The organism is Microbacterium sp. TPU 3598 (genome assembly GCF_002356155.1).
In the GTDB taxonomy this organism is placed as follows: Bacteria; Actinomycetota; Actinomycetes; order Actinomycetales; family Microbacteriaceae; genus Microbacterium; species Microbacterium maritypicum_A.
Genome location: NZ_AP017975.1, coordinates 1,348,898 through 1,363,873, shown reverse-complemented (window position 1 = coordinate 1,363,873; position 14,976 = coordinate 1,348,898). Strand labels below are relative to the sequence as shown.

Genomic DNA, 14,976 nt, shown 5'->3' with positions numbered 1-14,976 from the left:
GCGAGCTGGTCGGGGCCGCCTTCGTATTCGTCGTCAGCCACGGTGTGCTCCTTGGATTCGTTCGATCACCGTGAGGACGGCGTCGATGGTCTGGGGGAAATCGAGTTCCGTCGAATCGACGACCTCGACGCCTTCTGCGGCGTTCAGGAAGTCGACGACGGCGCTGTCTGAGGCGTCACGCTTGTGCAGCGCCGCGGCGACAGCAGCCGCGTTCTCGCCGGCGAGTTCACCGGCACGTCGTGCAGCCCGTACCTCGGGAGCTGCGGTGAGAAGGATCCGCACCGGAGCGTCGGGGGCGACCACGGTCGTGATGTCACGGCCCTCCACCACGACGGCGGGGTACGACGACTCCGACACCAGACGGCGGAACAGCTCGTTGACCTGCGCGCGAACCTCGGGCACGCGCGCCACGCCGCTCACCGCGCCGGAGACCCTCGGGTCTCGGATGGCCTCGGTGACCTCGACGTCGCCGACGAGCACCGTCCGCTCGTCGGGGTCGAGCCCCAGCGTCAGAGGGAAGTCTGCCGCCGCAGCGCGCACGGCCTCAGGGTCTTCGGTGTCGGCGCCCCGATCGAGCACATGCCAGGCGAGTGCGCGGTAGGCGGAGCCGGTGTCGAGGTAGCCGAAACCGAGTGCGCGGGCGACGGCCTTCGAAACGCTGGACTTGCCCGATCCGGCCGGCCCGTCGATCGCGATGAACTTGTGCGCGTCGGTCACCGAAGCGTCCGCAGCAGAGGTCGAGATATCAGTCATTCGTGCTCCCAGCGATGCGCCATCCACGTTCCTGCAGCCCGGTGATCGCGCCATGCAGCGCCGCGGGATCGACGCTGATCTCGGCGAGGCCGAACTGCGCGCCGGGCGAATGCTCGAGGCGGAGGTCCTCGACGTTCACACCGAGCTCGCCGAGCTCTCCGAACAGGCGGCCGAGCTGACCCGCGGTGTCGTCGACCATCACGACGAGGGTTTCGAAACGCTGATTCTGTCCGTGCTTGCCGGGGAGCCGTTCGACGCCGTCGTTTCCCTGCCGGATGGTCTCGGCGACGATGCGGCGGGCGCCCGGAGCGCTCGGCTCACGCAGGGCATCGGAGATCTCGCCGAGGTCGGAGGCCAGCGCATCGAGGATCTCGACCACGGGTGCCGCGTTCGCCCCGAGGATCTGCACCCAGAGCTCGGGGGCGGATGCTGCGATGCGTGTGGTGTCGCGGACGCCCTGGCCTGCAAGGCGGAGCGCCCCCTCTTCCGCTTCGGCGAGGCGACCGGCGAGCAGGCTCGCGACCACCTGGGGCACGTGCGAGGTCAGCGCGACCGAACGATCGTGCTCCTCCGGAGTCATCTCGAGGGGCGTCGCTCCGACGTCGAGCGCGAGGGCCTCGACGAGGGCGAGGTCGGAGGCTCTCGTCTCCTCATCACGGCACACCACCCAGGGGCGCCCGATGAAGAGGTCGGCACGCGCTGAGATCGCGCCCCCGCGCTCACGACCGGCGAGCGGGTGAGAGCCGATGTAGCGGGTGAGGTCGACTCCGCGCGCCTGGAGTGCACGGAAAGGCTCGAGCTTCACGCTCGCGACGTCGGTGACGACGGCCTCTGGGAACCGTTCGAGTTCGGCCTGGATCACGTCGGCAGTGACATCCGGCGGCACCGCGACAACGACCAGGGACGGCTGATCGTCCTCGTTCGAGATCCTTCCAGCGCCGTAGTCGACGGCGAGACGCAGTTGGGCGGGCGAGGCATCGGTCAGGACGACATCTACCCCCTTCGCGCGGAGGGCGTGGCCGATGCTCGCGCCGAGGAGTCCGGCGCCGACGATGCGGACGGTACCGGAGAGGCGCGGCGCGACGACGCCCGCTCTCCGCCCCGTGGGCGCACTCGTCGTATCGGTCATTCGTTCTCCTGCTCGCCTGGCGCCTCGGCGACACCGGAATCACGGCGCGACAGGGTCAAAAGCGCGCCGAGTTCGATTTTACTCAGTTCCCGCGTCTTCCCGGCCGGGAGGGTTCCCAGGTGGAGCGGACCGAACTGCCGGCGGACCAGTTCGGTGACGGGGTGGCCCACCGCCGCGAGCATGCGTCGCACGATGCGGTTGCGACCGGAGTGCAGCGTCAGCTCCACCAGGCTCTCCTCGCGGGAGGTGTCCAACAGCCGTGCCTTGTCAGCGGCGATCGGTCCGTCCTCCAGCTCGATGCCCTTCGTCAGCTTCGAGATCGTCTGCGGCAGCACTGTGCCCTCGACCTTCGCGATGTACACCTTCGTCACGCCGAAAGACGGGTGGGCCAGCACGTGGGCGAGCGCGCCGTCGTTCGTGAGGATCAGCAGACCGCTCGTCTCGGCATCGAGGCGGCCGACGTTGTAGAGGCGCTCCTCGTACTTCTCGGTGAAGCGACGCAGGTCGGGGCGGCCGCTCTCGTCCTTCATGCTGCTCACCACGCCGGTCGGCTTGTTGAGCATGACGTAGCGCTTGGAGACGTCGAGCTGGATCGCGGTACCGTCCACGTCGACGAGGTCGCGCTCGGGGTCGATCCGTCGCCCCTGCTCGGACACGACGATGCCGTTGACGCGGATGCGGCCCTCGGCGATGTACTGCTCCACCACGCGGCGGGAGGCCACGCCTGCCGCGGCGAGCACCTTCTGCAAGCGCACGCCCTCGGGCGCGGCCTCGGAGTCTGTCGAGGCGTCGAAGCCTGTCATCGGATGGTCCCTTCGTCGAAGCCGTCTGCACCGTCATCGAGCAGCGGGGAGATCGGGGGCAGCTCGTCGAGCGAGTTGATGCCCAGGTGCTGCAGAAGCGCGTCGGACGTGCCGTAGTTGATCGCGCCGGTCTCGGAATCCGCGAACAGCTCCGTGATCAGCCCGCGGGCGAGCAGCGTGCGCACGACGGAATCGACGTTCACCGCGCGGATGGAGGCGACCTGGCTGCGCGTCACCGGCTGCTTGTAGGCGATGACCGCCAATGTCTCGAGCGCGGCCTGCGACAGTCGCGCCGGGGCCTGCCCTCCGACGAACTCGGCCACCATGGCATCGAGATCTTCGCGGACGTACAGTCGCCACCCGCCGCCCACCTCGCGCAGCTCGAAGCCGCGCCGTGGTCCCGCGCCCCGCCCGTCGTAGTCCTCGACGAGCATCTCGAGCGTCTGACGTACCGCTGGCACCGGCGACCCGACGGCGGCAGCCAACGCGACGAGGCCGATCGGCTCATCCAGGATGAAGAGGATCGCTTCGACCCGCTCGGCGAGGGGAATCTCGGGTGCCGTCCCGGCAGGGTCCGAGGTCTGATCCTCCGACACCGTGAGGTCGGTCCCCGCCACAGCGTCGGTCTCCGTCACAGCGTCGGTCCCCGTCACAGCGTCGGTCTCCGTCACGTCATCGGTCATAATCGGCTCCCAGGGTCGCCAGCGTCTCGTCCGACCAGGAGTCGGCGGCCCAGCGGAGCGTCAGCTCGCCGAGCGGTTCCAGTTGTTCGAAGGACAGCGCCGCGTGCCGATAGAGCTCCAGCACCGAGATGAAGCGCGCGACGACGATGCCCGGCTCCGTGACGCCCGCGACGAGCTCACGGAAGCTCACCGACTCGGTCCCACGCAACAGTGTCACGACGATCGCCGCCTGCTCACGGATGCTGACCAGCGGTGCGTGCAGATGGTCGAGCCCGACGTGCGGGATCTCCTTGGGTGCGAACGCCAGCAGCGCGAGCGCGGCGAAGTCGTCGGCGCTCAGCGACCAGACGAGCTCCGGAGTCTGCCGCCGGTGCTTCTCCTCGAGGGGAACGGCACGGACGTGTCGACGATCCTCGCGCTGCAGGCAGCGAGCGAACCACGTCGAGACCTCCTTGAAGGCCCGGTACTGCAGCAGTCGGGCGAACAGGAGGTCACGCGCCTCGAGAAGGGCCACCGCCTCGGCATCCACCAGCTCGCCCTGCGGCAGGAGTCCCGCCACCTTCATGTCGAGCAGGGTCGCGGCCACGACCAGGAACTCGGAGGCCTGGTCGAGGTCCTCATCGTCGTCGAGTTCCCCCAGATACGCGATGAATTCGTTCGTGACCGCGCTCAACGACACCTCGGTGATGTCCATCTCATGTTTCGAGATGAGATTCAGCAGCAGGTCGAAGGGGCCGTCGAAGTTCGACAGGGACACCCGGAAGCCTGCCGTGTCTGCGGCCGCGGCATCGCCCGCGCTCTCCTCGAGCGTTGCGTCGACAGGCCCCTCGCTAGGCGACGGCGCCACGGGCGACCAGCTCGCGCGCCAGCCGCAAGTACGCCTGAGCGGCGGCGTGCTCGGGGGCGAACTCGGTGATGGGCACGCCCGAGACCGACGCGTCGGGGAACTTCACGGTGCGGCCGATCACGGTCTCCAGCACATCGTCGCCGAATGCCTCGACGACCCGCTCCAGAACTTCGCGGGAGTGCAGCGTGCGCGGGTCGTACATCGTCGCCAACAGGCCGTCCATCGTGATCGACGGGTTCAGCCGGTCGCGGACCTTGTCGATCGTCTCGATCAGCAACGCCACACCGCGCAGGGCGAAGAACTCGCACTCGAGAGGGATGATCACGCCGTGCGCCGCGGTCAGCGCGTTCACGGTGAGGATGCCGAGCGACGGCTGGCAGTCGATGAGGATGACGTCGTACTCCCCCGCCACCTGGCGCAGGACCCGTGCGAGGATCGTCTCGCGCGCGACCTCGTTGACGAGGTGGACCTCTGCGGCAGAGAGGTCGATGTTGGCCGGCATGACGTCGAGACCCTCGACGCTCGAGTGCACGATCGCATCGTGCGCGTCGCGCTTGGTGTCCAGCAGCAGGTCGTAGATCGTCGGCACATCGTGCGTCGGGATGCCGAGGCCGGCCGACAGGGCACCCTGCGGGTCGAAGTCGACGGCGAGGACCTTCCGGCCGTACTCCGCGAGGGAAGCGGCGAGGTTGATCGAGGTCGTCGTCTTGCCGACGCCGCCCTTCTGGTTGCACAGCGCGATGATGCGTGCCGGGCCGTGCGACTTCAGCGGCTCCGGGATCGGGAACCCGTGATAGGGGCGGCCGGTGGGTCCCATGGGGGTCTCGTCGGCCTTCTGCGCCTTCGCCCTGGACTTCGCCACTTTCTCAGCCACCCGTTCTCCTGCTCCGTCGTGCTTGGTCGATTGTACCGGCCGGGCCCCCGCTCAGCTGCCTCGGCACGCGGCAGACGCCAGGCCGGCGCTGCGAGGTCACCGGGCGCGCGGGTGCGACGTCGCGTAGATGTCGCGAAGGGCGTCGACCGAGACGTGCGTGTAGATCTGCGTCGTCGCGACCGAGGAGTGTCCGAGCAGTTCCTGCACGACACGCACGTCGGCACCCCCTTGCAGGAGATGCGTCGCGAACGAGTGCCGCAGCGTGTGCGGCGATACGTCCACGGTGATCTGGGCGCTCTCGGCTGCCGCGCGGATGACGAGCCACGCGCTCTGGCGGGAGAGCGGGGCGCCTCGCGCCCCGAGGAAGAGCCGGGCCGAGGCGCGACCCTTGGCGGCGAGGGCGGGGCGCACACGGGTCAGATACGTGTCCACGGCGGCGCGCGCGTAGGAACCCAGCGGCACGATGCGTTCCTTGGATCCCTTCCCCCGCAGCCGCAGCACATCGCCGTGCGCCAGGTCGTCCACATCGAGGTCGATCGCCTCGGACACGCGCGCACCGGTCGCATAGAGAAGCTCGAGCAGAGCGCGATCACGGATGCCGAGCGGCGCCTCGGGAGACGGCGCGGCGAGCAGACGCTCGACCTGTTCGATCGTGAGGGCTTTGGGCAGCCGTCGCGGCGCCTTCGGCGGGCGAAGCCGACCACTCGGGTCGTCGGCCTCTATGCCCTCTCGTGCGAGGAAGCGGTGCCATCCCCGCACCGACGACTGCAAGCGTGCGAGGCTCGTCGACGCGGGTGGCGGCTCCGCGGAGGCCCGTTCCGCGATGAATCGGTCGATCGTCGCCGGCGTCACCTCGCCGGTGTCGTCGATCCCCTCGGCGACCAACCACTCCCGGTATCCCTCGAGGTCGCGCCGGTAGGCCGCGATCGTGTGCGCGCTCAGACCACGCTCGATCGTGACATGACGCAGGTAGGCGTCGAGGGCGCGCTCGAGCTGCATCCTCAGCCCCGGTCGCGCAACCTCTGCGAGGCCGCCAGCACGCCGATCGCGAGGATCCCATTGCGCATCCGACCCTCCATGACCGCAGAGACCGCATCGGCCAGCGACACCCACTCCACCCGGATATCCGCTTCCTCGTCCTCGCGATCGTGCGCCGCACCGGACGGTCGGACGCCGGTCGCGAGGAACACGTGGATGATCTCGTCGTTCCCACCGGGCGTCGTCCACGAGGAGACCAGTGGCTCCCAGTGGACGGCGACCAGGTCGGCCTCCTCGGCGAGCTCACGCCGGGCGGCATCGAGAGGCTCTTCGCCTTTCACATCGAGCAGTCCGGCCGGGAGCTCCCAATCACGATGGCGGATCGGGTGGCGGTACTGCTGGATCAGCAGCACCCGCCCCTGTTCGTCGAGGGCGACGATCGCCACCGCGCCGGTGTGGGCGACGTACTGCCGCACGATCTCACCGTCGCCATAGCGCACGCGGTCAGAGCGCACGTCCCAGACCCTGCCGCGGTAGACGAGGTCGCTCTCGAGAACCTCCGGCTCGAGGGTCTCGTCCCGGAGGCTCTCCGTCGACTCCGTCATCATCGCTCGATTGCTCGATTCAGTCGTCCGCGCTGACGTCGAACAGCTCGCTCGCGCGGTGCCGATCGATCGCCGCGCCCACCAGCCCGCGGAACAGCGGGTGCGGGGCGGTCGGACGCGAACGCAGTTCCGGGTGCGCCTGGGTGGCGATGTAGTACGGGTGCACGTCGCGGGGCAGCTCGACGTACTCGACGAGGTCGAGCTCCGGGTTGAGTCCGGAGAACACCAGCCCCGCCTCGGAAAGACGGTCACGGTAGGCGTTGTTCACCTCGTAGCGGTGGCGGTGACGCTCGGAGGCCTCGGGGGCGCCGTAGAGCTCGCGGGCGAGCGAGCCTTCCGCCAGGGCTGCCTGGTACAGACCGAGGCGCATGGTGCCGCCGAGGTCGCCACCGTCGAGGATGTCGACCTGCTCGGCCATCGTCGCGATGACCGGTTCTGCGGTCTCCGGGTCGAACTCGCTGGACGAGGCCCCGACGATGCCGGCGACGTCACGTGCGTACTCGATGACCATGCACTGCAGACCGAGGCACAGGCCGAGCGTCGGGATGCCCTGCTCGCGCGCGAACTTCAGCGCGCCGAGCTTGCCCTCGATGCCACGGATGCCGAAGCCGCCGGGCACGCAGATACCGTCGAGCTGTGCCAGCTGCTCCTGCGCGCCTTCCGGCGTCTCGCAGAGATCGGAGGGGATCCAGCGGATGTTGACCTTGGTCTCCTGCGCGAAACCGCCGGCTTTGAGCGCCTCGGTCACCGAGAGGTACGCGTCGGGCAGGTCGATGTACTTGCCGACCAGACCGATCGTCACCTCGTGCTTGGGGTTGTGCACCGCGTGCAGCACCTTGTTCCAGCGGGTCCAGTCGACGTCGGCCGCCTTCTGGTCCAGGCCCAGCCGTCGCACGATGTACGAGTCGAGCCCCTGCTCGTTCAGCGTCGAGGGGATGTCGTAGATGCTCGGCAGGTCGACGGTGTTGATGACGCCTTCGACGTCGACGTCGCACATGAGAGCGATCTTGTTGCGGTTGCTCACGCTGACCGGACGGTCGCTGCGGAGCACCAGGGCATCGGGCTGGATGCCGACCTGGCGGAGCGCCGCGACGGAGTGCTGCGTCGGCTTGGTCTTCTGCTCCCCCGACGCGCCCATGAACGGGACGAGCGATACGTGCACGAAGAACACGCTGTCACGTCCGAGCTCGTGACGAAGCTGGCGCGCGGACTCGAGGAACGGCTGCGACTCGATGTCGCCGACCGTGCCGCCCACCTCGGTGATGATCACGTCGGGGCGCGGGTCTTCCGAGGCCTGCAGGCGCATGCGGCGCTTGATCTCGTCGGTGATGTGCGGGATCACCTGGACCGTGTCTCCGAGGTACTCGCCGCGGCGCTCGCGCGCGATCACCTGCGAGTAGATCTGACCCGTGGTGACGTTGGCCGCCTCGGACAGGTTGATGTCGAGGAAGCGCTCGTAGTGTCCGATGTCGAGATCGGTCTCGGCGCCGTCGTCCGTCACGAACACCTCACCGTGCTGGAACGGGTTCATCGTTCCCGGATCGACGTTCAGGTACGGGTCGAGCTTCTGCATCACGACGCGCAGACCGCGGGCCGTGAGGAGGTTTCCGAGGCTGGCTGCCGTCAGCCCCTTGCCCAAAGACGAAACGACACCACCAGTCACGAAGATGTGCTTGGTCGTGTCGTTCTTGGGTCCCGCAGAAGAAGAGTTCATCACGGGCTTCGATCCTATCAGGAGGTGGGGACGCGGAGGCTGAGAAGTTCGCGGGCGTGGGTCAGGGCGGCGTCGGAATCGGCGAGTCCGGACAGCAGACGAGCCATCTCGGCTTCCCGTTCCTCCCCTTCCAGACGGCGCACGCTGGAGGCCGTGACCGCACCATCATTGGCCTTCACGACCGATAGATGGTTGTTCGCGAAGGCCGCGACCTGCGCGAGGTGCGTCACCGCGATCACCTGCGACTTCTCGGCGAGTCGGGCGAGTCGCCGGCCGACCTCGATCGCCGCGGCTCCGCCGATGCCGGCGTCGACCTCGTCGAAGACGAACGTCGGAACCGGATCGGTCGCGGCGATCACCACTTCGATCGCCAGCATCACTCGCGACAGCTCTCCGCCGGAGGCTCCCTTCGAGACCGAGCGCGGCTCGGCTCCCGGATGGGGGGCGAGGAGGATCGCGACGTCGTCCCGGCCGTGGGCGCTCTCGGCGCCCTCGGAGACCGAGACCTCGAGGCGCGCGTCCGGCATCGCGAGCGCACGCAGTTCTTCCGTCACGGCAGCACCGAGACGAGAAGCCGCCTCAGCGCGCGCCGCCGTCAGCGCCTCGGCGTGGGCGTCGAGTTCGACCCGTGCCGCATCGCGCTCGGCGATCAGTCGTTCGATCCGATCGCCGTCGTCATCGAGTTCGGCCAACCGAGCGGATCCGGTCTGCCAGACGGTCAGCGCCTCGTCGAGCGAGCCGTGTGCACGGATCAGGGTGCCCAGCGCAGCGCGGCGTTCCTCGACAGCGGCGAGCTCGTGCGGACCCGTCTCGTCGAGATCGGCGAGATAGGCGGAGAGAAGGCCTGCGGTGTCGGCGATCCGATAGCCGATGTCGGCGAGGCTCTCGCTGATCTCGGTCAACTTCACGTCGGCAGCGCGTTCGAGTACTCGACGCGCCTCCGCGACGAGAGCCGAGGCATCAGGTTCGCCCTCTTCGCTCGAGAGCGCGCCGTGCGCGAGCGAGGCCGCGAGACGCAGCTCCTCGGCGTTCGCGAGACGCTCGGCACGCGCGGTGAGCTCCTGGTCCTCCCCCGGCTCCGGAGCCGTCGCCTCGATCAGCGCGAGGGCTTCTCGCAGCCGCGACGCCTCTTCAGCGCGACGTTCACGGTTCTCGGTGATCTCGGATATCTCGGCGTCGAGTGTCCGCCAGCGTGCGAAGGCCCGGGCGTATTCGTCCACGGCCTCAGCGATCGGGGCCCCACCGAAACGATCGAGCGCATCACGCTGCGCGACGGCCGAACGCAGTCGCAGCTGCTCGGACTGGCCGTGCACGACCACGAGCTCGTCCGCGAGCGAGGAGAGCACACCCGCGGGGGCCGCGCGCCCACCGACACTGGCACGGCTGCGTCCTTCCGAACTGAGCGTGCGAGACACGTAGAGTTCCGCGCTGCCAGCACCGACAGGCTCCAGCTCGCCACCGGCCTCGGCGACGATCTCGGCGACGGTTCCGCTCTCGGGGACGATCCAGACGCCCGCGACCGATGCCTGCGCCGCGCCCGCACGCACGGCTCCGGAGTCGGCGCGCTGGCCCAGCAGCAGTCCGAGCCCGGTGACGACCATGGTCTTTCCGGCGCCGGTCTCGCCGGTGATGGCGGTGAATCCGGGACCCAGCGGCAGCACGGCATCGGCGATGACGCCGAGCCCCTGCATCCGCATCTCCTCGATCATGACGTCGCCCCCGGCTCCTGTCCGCGCCACCCTTCGACGGGAAGCTGGAACTTGCGCACGAGTCGGTCGGTGAATGCTGTGGGGTGCAGGCGAGCCAGCCGCACGGGACGCGAAGAGCGGCGCACCACCACGCGTGCGCCCGGCGGCAGGTCGTGCGAGCGGCGGCCATCGCACCAGAGGATGCCCGAGCCGTCCGTGCGTTCGAGCATCTCGATCGCCACCGAGGCATCGGGGCTCACCACGAGCGGCTTGGCGAACAGGGCATGCGCCGACAGCGGCACCACCGCGATCGCCTCGACACTCGGCCAGATCACCGGTCCCCCGGCGGAGAAGTTGTAGGCCGTCGAGCCGGTCGGGGTGGAGATCACCATGCCGTCGCATCCGAAACTCGACAACGGCCGGCCGTCGATCTCGAGAACGATCTCGATCATCCGCTCACGACTGGCCTTCTCGACCGTGGCCTCGTTGAGGGCCCACGTCTCATAGACGACCGTGCCGTCGACATCCTTCACACGCACGGACAGGGCGAGCCGTTCCTCGACCTCGTAGTCGCGGTCGATCACACGACGTACGGCTTTGTCCATGTCATCTCGGTCGATCTCCGCGAGGAAGCCGACATGCCCCATGTTGATGCCGAGCACCGGAGCCCCGCTGTCGCGTACGAGTTCCGCTGCGCGCAGAATCGTCCCATCCCCACCCAGCACGATCGCCAGTTCGAGGTCGGCCGGGTCGACGGAGACGCCGAGTACGTCGGTGTCGGCGAAGAACGGATCCACGGACACGAGTGCCTCGTGATCGTCAGCGGCCAGGACCGGTCGCGCTCCGGCCTCCCGAAGGGCGTCGATCACCCGCCGGGCGGCGTCGACGGTGTCCACACGGCCCGCGTGAGCGACGACCAGGATGCTGCGCTCGTTCATCGTCCTCCTGCCAGTCGGTTGATGCTGTCCAGCCATTCTGTCGGATTGCTGCCTCGACCCGGTGCGAGGTGCACGAGATACTCGGCGTTGCCGTGGGTTCCGAGGATCGGGGAGGGAAGGATGCCGAGCATCCCCAACCCCACGTCCCAGGCGCTCCACACGATGCGAGCCACGGCATCGGCGCGTGTTGCGGGGTCGGCGACCAGTCCCCCACGGACGGCGGTGCGTCCGACCTCGAACTGCGGCTTCACGAGAAGCAGGACGTCGGACTCCGATGGGACCACCGCGGCGACGGCCGGCAACACGAGTTCGAGAGAGATGAACGAGAGGTCACCCACGACCAGATCGGGGGCTGCGACCTCGCCCGTCGCCTCGGCGAGGTTCTCCCGTGTCATGTATCGGACGTTGTAGCCCTCGACGGACACGACTCCGGGATCAGCGGCGATCGACGCGGCGAGTTGTCCATGCCCGACGTCGACCGCGAGCACCTCACGTGCTCCCCGCTCACGGAGCACCTGGGTGAAGCCGCCGGTGGATGCGCCCATGTCGAGTGCCAGCCGCCCCTCGACCGGAATCGCGAAGCCGTCGAGGCCCGCGATGAGCTTGTGCGCGGCACGTCCGACGTAGTGGTCTGCACCGGCGATGGTGATCTCCGCCGCATCGTCGACCGCAGTGGAGGCCTTCACGACAGGTCGCCCGTCGACGCTGACGAGGCCCTCCGAGATGAGAGTGGCCGCGTGAGTGCGCGAACGGGCGAGTCCTCGGGCGCCGAGGGCAGCGTCGAGTCGCGTCATCGGGATCCCGAGGTCTCCCGCTGCTCGAGCTTCGCGCCGCTCTCGAGGCGACGGGAGAGCTCGTCGTGGAGGGCCGAATACGCGTCGGCCCTCGCCGGCAGCGGCTGCCCCTCGATCAGGCGCAGTCGACTCCACAGGCCATCGGTCGGCGCGCTCGTCGTCTCATCGCTCACAGTTCTACTGTACGCGGCCCGTCCGACGCGGAAGGGCGCCACGCGAGCACCGTCAGGGACGGTGGAACGGGTCGTCGTAGAGGCGCTCCGGAACCCTCAGCACGAACACGGGGGTGCCGGATGCCCAGATGGCGGCGGCTCCCGCGCGCAGCAGGTCGATCTGCTCACCGGAATCCGCCACGATCTCGACGTCGGCGCCCGAAACCCGCACCGCCGCACCGTTCACGCGGAAGACGCCGTCCTGCTCGGTCACCTCGGGATACGGGGCATGCAGTTCGCGCAGGTCGCCGAGGATGTAGGTGGGACGCGAGCCCTCCGGGGCGGCCAGCACATGCTTCGGGCGGTCAATGCCGGTGAGCACCAGGACCGATTCGATGCCGACCCTGCTCGCCCCCATGATGTCGGTGTCGAGACGGTCCCCGATGAAGAGGGCCTTCTTAGCGCCGAAGCGTGCAAGGGCCTCCTGGAAGATCGGCTCCTCCGGCTTCCCCGCGACGGTGGCGAGCCTGCCGATCGCCGTGTGCACGGCGGAGACGAGCGTCCCGTTGCCGGGCGCCACTCCCCGCTCACGGGGGATCGTCCAGTCGGTGTTGGTGGCGATCCACGGGATGCCGCCTTCGTCCTCGGGAAGCTTGAGAGCGAAGGCCGCCTCAGCGAGATCCGTCCACGCGACCTCCGGAGCGAACCCCTGCACGACGGCGCTCGGCGCATCCTCCGCGCTCCGCGTGACTGTGTACCCGGCTTTCTGCACCTCGTCGACGAGGCCGTCACCGCCGATGACCAGGATCGTTGCCGGGGCGGGCACGATCTGAGCCATCAGCCTCATCGCCGCCTGCGGGCTCGTGACCACGTCGGATGCCTGGACGCGCAGCCCGAGACTGCTCAGGTGCGCTGCGACCGAGGCATCCGTGCGTGCCGCGTTGTTCGTGATGTAGCCGAGTCGAGCCGACTTCACCGCCTCGTTGAGGCTGTCCACCGCGTACGGCAGGGCCCCGGGACCGGCGTACACCACACCGTCGAGGTCGGCGAGTACGGTATCGACTCCGTCAAGCGGAGTGCGAGGCGATCGCTTCCGAGAGAACAGCGCCACTACGCCTCCGGTTCCGACTCGTCGTCCTCGCCGAGGAGCTCGCGCACCTCGTCTTCGACGGTCGGTTCCTCAGCGACGATTGCGGCTTCGTCGACGTCGGCAGACGCATCGGACGCTGGCTCTTCCCGATCCGCGTCATCTGCCTCCAGGCGCGTATCCGCCGCGGAATCATCGTCATCCTCGTCGGGGAACTCTCCCTCGATGAGGCTGTCTTCGATGAAGATCTCCTCGTCGCCGGCCTCATCGACCCCTAGCACCTCAGCGGCGACTTCGGCGCGGTGCGCCCAGAACTCCGCCTCCTCGGTGCGCCCGAGGTCTTCGAGCACGGCAGCGCGGGCGGCGAACAGCGCCGGGCTCCATTCGAAGGCCCGATCGGGATCGAGCTCCGGGATCTCCAGCTCGCCGAGTGCGAGTTCGAGATCGCCCTGGTCGAGACGGGCACCGGACATCGCGATCGCAAGCGCGACCCGGACCGGAGTCTCGAGCGCAGAACGATCGACGGCGCGTCCGGTCTCGAGCGCACGATCGGAGCGACCGATTCCGCGCTCGCTGTCAACCATCAGAGCGATCTGATCGTCCTTGCCGGAGATACGACGGTAGGTCCGCAGTTCGCGGAGCGCCAGGGCGAAGTCTTCCGTGGCGTAGGCGGTGATGCCGAGGGTCTCACGGACGATCGCGATGCGGCCAGCGCGGCGCGATGCGGCCAGCGCGTGCTCGTGGGCGAGCGCCGGGTCCTCGTCGATGAGACGAGAGGCCATCGCCAGGTGACGGGCGACGTGTTCGGCGTTCTCCTTGCTCAGCGTCTTGAGCTCATTACGCGCTGCGCCGTTGAGGTCGCGAGCCGTGACGTCGTCGGGGATCTGCGGCTCATCGAACCGCGGACGCTCGTTCGTCGCCTGAGCCGGACGCTCTCGCCCCGCTCCCCCGCGCTGCGGGAATGAACGTGAACGATCGCGGTCGCCGCCTTCGCGACGCGGGGCGCCACCGTCACGGTTGTAGCCGCCCTCGCGACGGGGAGCTGCACCGTCGCGGCGCGGGGCGCCACCGTCACGGTTGTAGCCGCCCTCGCGACGGGGAGCAGCACCGTCGCGACGCGGGGCGCCACCGTCACGGTTGTAGCCGCCACCTTCACGACGGGGAGCAGCACCGTCACGGCGCGGGGCGCCACCGTCACGGCGCGGGGCGCCACCGTCACGGCGCGGGGCGCCACCGTCACGGTTGTAGCCGCCACCTTCACGACGGGGAGCTGCACCATCACGGCTATACCCGCCCTCGCGACGGGGAGATGCGCCATCGCGGTTGTACCCGCCCTCACGACGCGGAGCGGCGCCGTCGCGGTTGTACCCGCCCTCACGACGCGGAGCACCACCATCACGGTTGTAGCCGCCACCTTCACGACGGGGAGCTGCGCCGTCACGACGCGGAGCACCACCATCACGGTTGTAACCGCCCTCACGACGCGGGGCACCACCATCACGGTTGTAGCCGCCCTCACGACGCGGGGCACCACCATCACGGTTGTAACCGCCCTCACGACGCGGAGCACCACCATCACGGTTGTACCCGCCCTCACGACGGGGAGCTGCGCCGTCACGACGCGGCGCACCGTCACGGCTATTGCTGGGGCGTCCGCCAGAAGCGCGGTGCCCGCGCGATCCACCGTCGTCGTTGCGACGCGGACGGCGCTCTTCCTCTTCTGGCATGATGCTCCCTGTTCTTTTCGTGTAAACGCAAAATGGCCACCCAGCATTGGGTGGCCATTTTGTCTAAAAGGAGTCCGGCGGTGTCCTACTCTCCCACAGGGTCCCCCCTGCAGTACCATCGGCGCTGTGAGGCTTAGCTTCCGGGTTCGGAATGTAACCGGGCGTTTCCCTCACGCTATGGCCGCCGAAACACTATTGATGTTT

Annotated in this window: 15 protein-coding genes and 1 rRNA gene; all 16 read right to left on the bottom strand. The window is 68.8% G+C overall.

Annotation, left to right across the window (positions count from 1 at the left end; translation table 11 throughout):
• Nucleotides 1-33: 33 nt before the first annotated feature.
• A complete protein-coding gene (gene cmk, locus MST3598_RS06410; protein ID WP_021199279.1) occupies nucleotides 34-753 on the bottom strand; it encodes a (d)CMP kinase in 720 nt (239 codons plus the stop codon).
• Nucleotides 746-1,882, bottom strand: a complete 1,137-nt coding sequence (locus MST3598_RS06405; protein ID WP_021199278.1) for a prephenate dehydrogenase — start codon at nucleotides 1,880-1,882, stop codon at nucleotides 746-748. Before MST3598_RS06405 ends, cmk begins: the two co-directional genes overlap by 8 nt.
• A complete protein-coding gene (locus MST3598_RS06400) occupies nucleotides 1,879-2,685 on the bottom strand; it encodes a pseudouridine synthase (RefSeq protein WP_021199277.1) in 807 nt (268 codons plus the stop codon). Before MST3598_RS06400 ends, MST3598_RS06405 begins: the two co-directional genes overlap by 4 nt.
• Nucleotides 2,682-3,368, bottom strand: coding sequence for an SMC-Scp complex subunit ScpB (gene scpB, locus MST3598_RS06395; protein ID WP_036271553.1), 687 nt, complete (start codon nucleotides 3,366-3,368; stop codon nucleotides 2,682-2,684). The genes MST3598_RS06400 and scpB overlap by 4 nt, the downstream gene beginning before the upstream one ends.
• The gene (locus tag MST3598_RS06390; RefSeq protein ID WP_029258972.1) at nucleotides 3,358-4,215 is read right to left on the bottom strand and encodes a segregation and condensation protein A; all 858 of its coding nucleotides are present in this window, start codon (nucleotides 4,213-4,215) and stop codon (nucleotides 3,358-3,360) included. Before MST3598_RS06390 ends, scpB begins: the two co-directional genes overlap by 11 nt.
• Nucleotides 4,199-5,032, bottom strand: a complete 834-nt coding sequence (locus MST3598_RS06385) for a ParA family protein (RefSeq protein ID WP_168441067.1) — start codon at nucleotides 5,030-5,032, stop codon at nucleotides 4,199-4,201. Before MST3598_RS06385 ends, MST3598_RS06390 begins: the two co-directional genes overlap by 17 nt.
• A 153-nt stretch (nucleotides 5,033-5,185) precedes the next feature.
• Nucleotides 5,186-6,088: a site-specific tyrosine recombinase XerD gene (xerD, locus tag MST3598_RS06380; protein WP_021199273.1), complete on the bottom strand. Its 903-nt coding sequence runs from the start codon at nucleotides 6,086-6,088 to the stop codon at nucleotides 5,186-5,188.
• Nucleotides 6,089-6,090: 2 nt separating this feature from the next.
• Nucleotides 6,091-6,672, bottom strand: a complete 582-nt coding sequence (locus tag MST3598_RS06375) for an NUDIX domain-containing protein (RefSeq protein WP_029258973.1) — start codon at nucleotides 6,670-6,672, stop codon at nucleotides 6,091-6,093.
• Nucleotides 6,673-6,691: 19 nt separating this feature from the next.
• Nucleotides 6,692-8,386 (bottom strand): CTP synthase, encoded by a 1,695-nt coding sequence (locus MST3598_RS06370; RefSeq protein ID WP_029258974.1) that lies wholly within the window; start codon nucleotides 8,384-8,386, stop codon nucleotides 6,692-6,694.
• A gap of 17 nt (nucleotides 8,387-8,403) precedes the next feature.
• A complete protein-coding gene (gene recN, locus MST3598_RS06365; protein ID WP_021201741.1) occupies nucleotides 8,404-10,095 on the bottom strand; it encodes a DNA repair protein RecN in 1,692 nt (563 codons plus the stop codon).
• Nucleotides 10,092-11,012 carry an NAD kinase gene (locus MST3598_RS06360; protein ID WP_029258975.1) on the bottom strand — a complete coding sequence of 307 codons (921 nt, stop codon included), beginning with the start codon at nucleotides 11,010-11,012 and terminating at the stop codon, nucleotides 10,092-10,094. Before MST3598_RS06360 ends, recN begins: the two co-directional genes overlap by 4 nt.
• Nucleotides 11,009-11,806, bottom strand: a complete 798-nt coding sequence (locus MST3598_RS06355; protein WP_096359492.1) for a TlyA family RNA methyltransferase — start codon at nucleotides 11,804-11,806, stop codon at nucleotides 11,009-11,011. Before MST3598_RS06355 ends, MST3598_RS06360 begins: the two co-directional genes overlap by 4 nt.
• On the bottom strand, nucleotides 11,803-11,979 hold the full coding sequence (locus tag MST3598_RS18520) for a hypothetical protein (protein WP_168436332.1): 177 nt from the start codon (nucleotides 11,977-11,979) through the stop codon (nucleotides 11,803-11,805). The genes MST3598_RS06355 and MST3598_RS18520 overlap by 4 nt, the downstream gene beginning before the upstream one ends.
• A gap of 52 nt (nucleotides 11,980-12,031) precedes the next feature.
• Nucleotides 12,032-13,069, bottom strand: a complete 1,038-nt coding sequence (locus tag MST3598_RS06350; protein ID WP_029258978.1) for an HAD-IIA family hydrolase — start codon at nucleotides 13,067-13,069, stop codon at nucleotides 12,032-12,034.
• Nucleotides 13,069-14,772 carry a primosomal protein gene (locus MST3598_RS18640; protein WP_231924912.1) on the bottom strand — a complete coding sequence of 568 codons (1,704 nt, stop codon included), beginning with the start codon at nucleotides 14,770-14,772 and terminating at the stop codon, nucleotides 13,069-13,071. The genes MST3598_RS06350 and MST3598_RS18640 overlap by 1 nt, the downstream gene beginning before the upstream one ends.
• 72 nt (nucleotides 14,773-14,844) lie before the next feature.
• Nucleotides 14,845-14,961 (bottom strand): 5S ribosomal RNA (gene rrf, locus MST3598_RS06335).
• Nucleotides 14,962-14,976 lie beyond the last annotated feature (15 nt).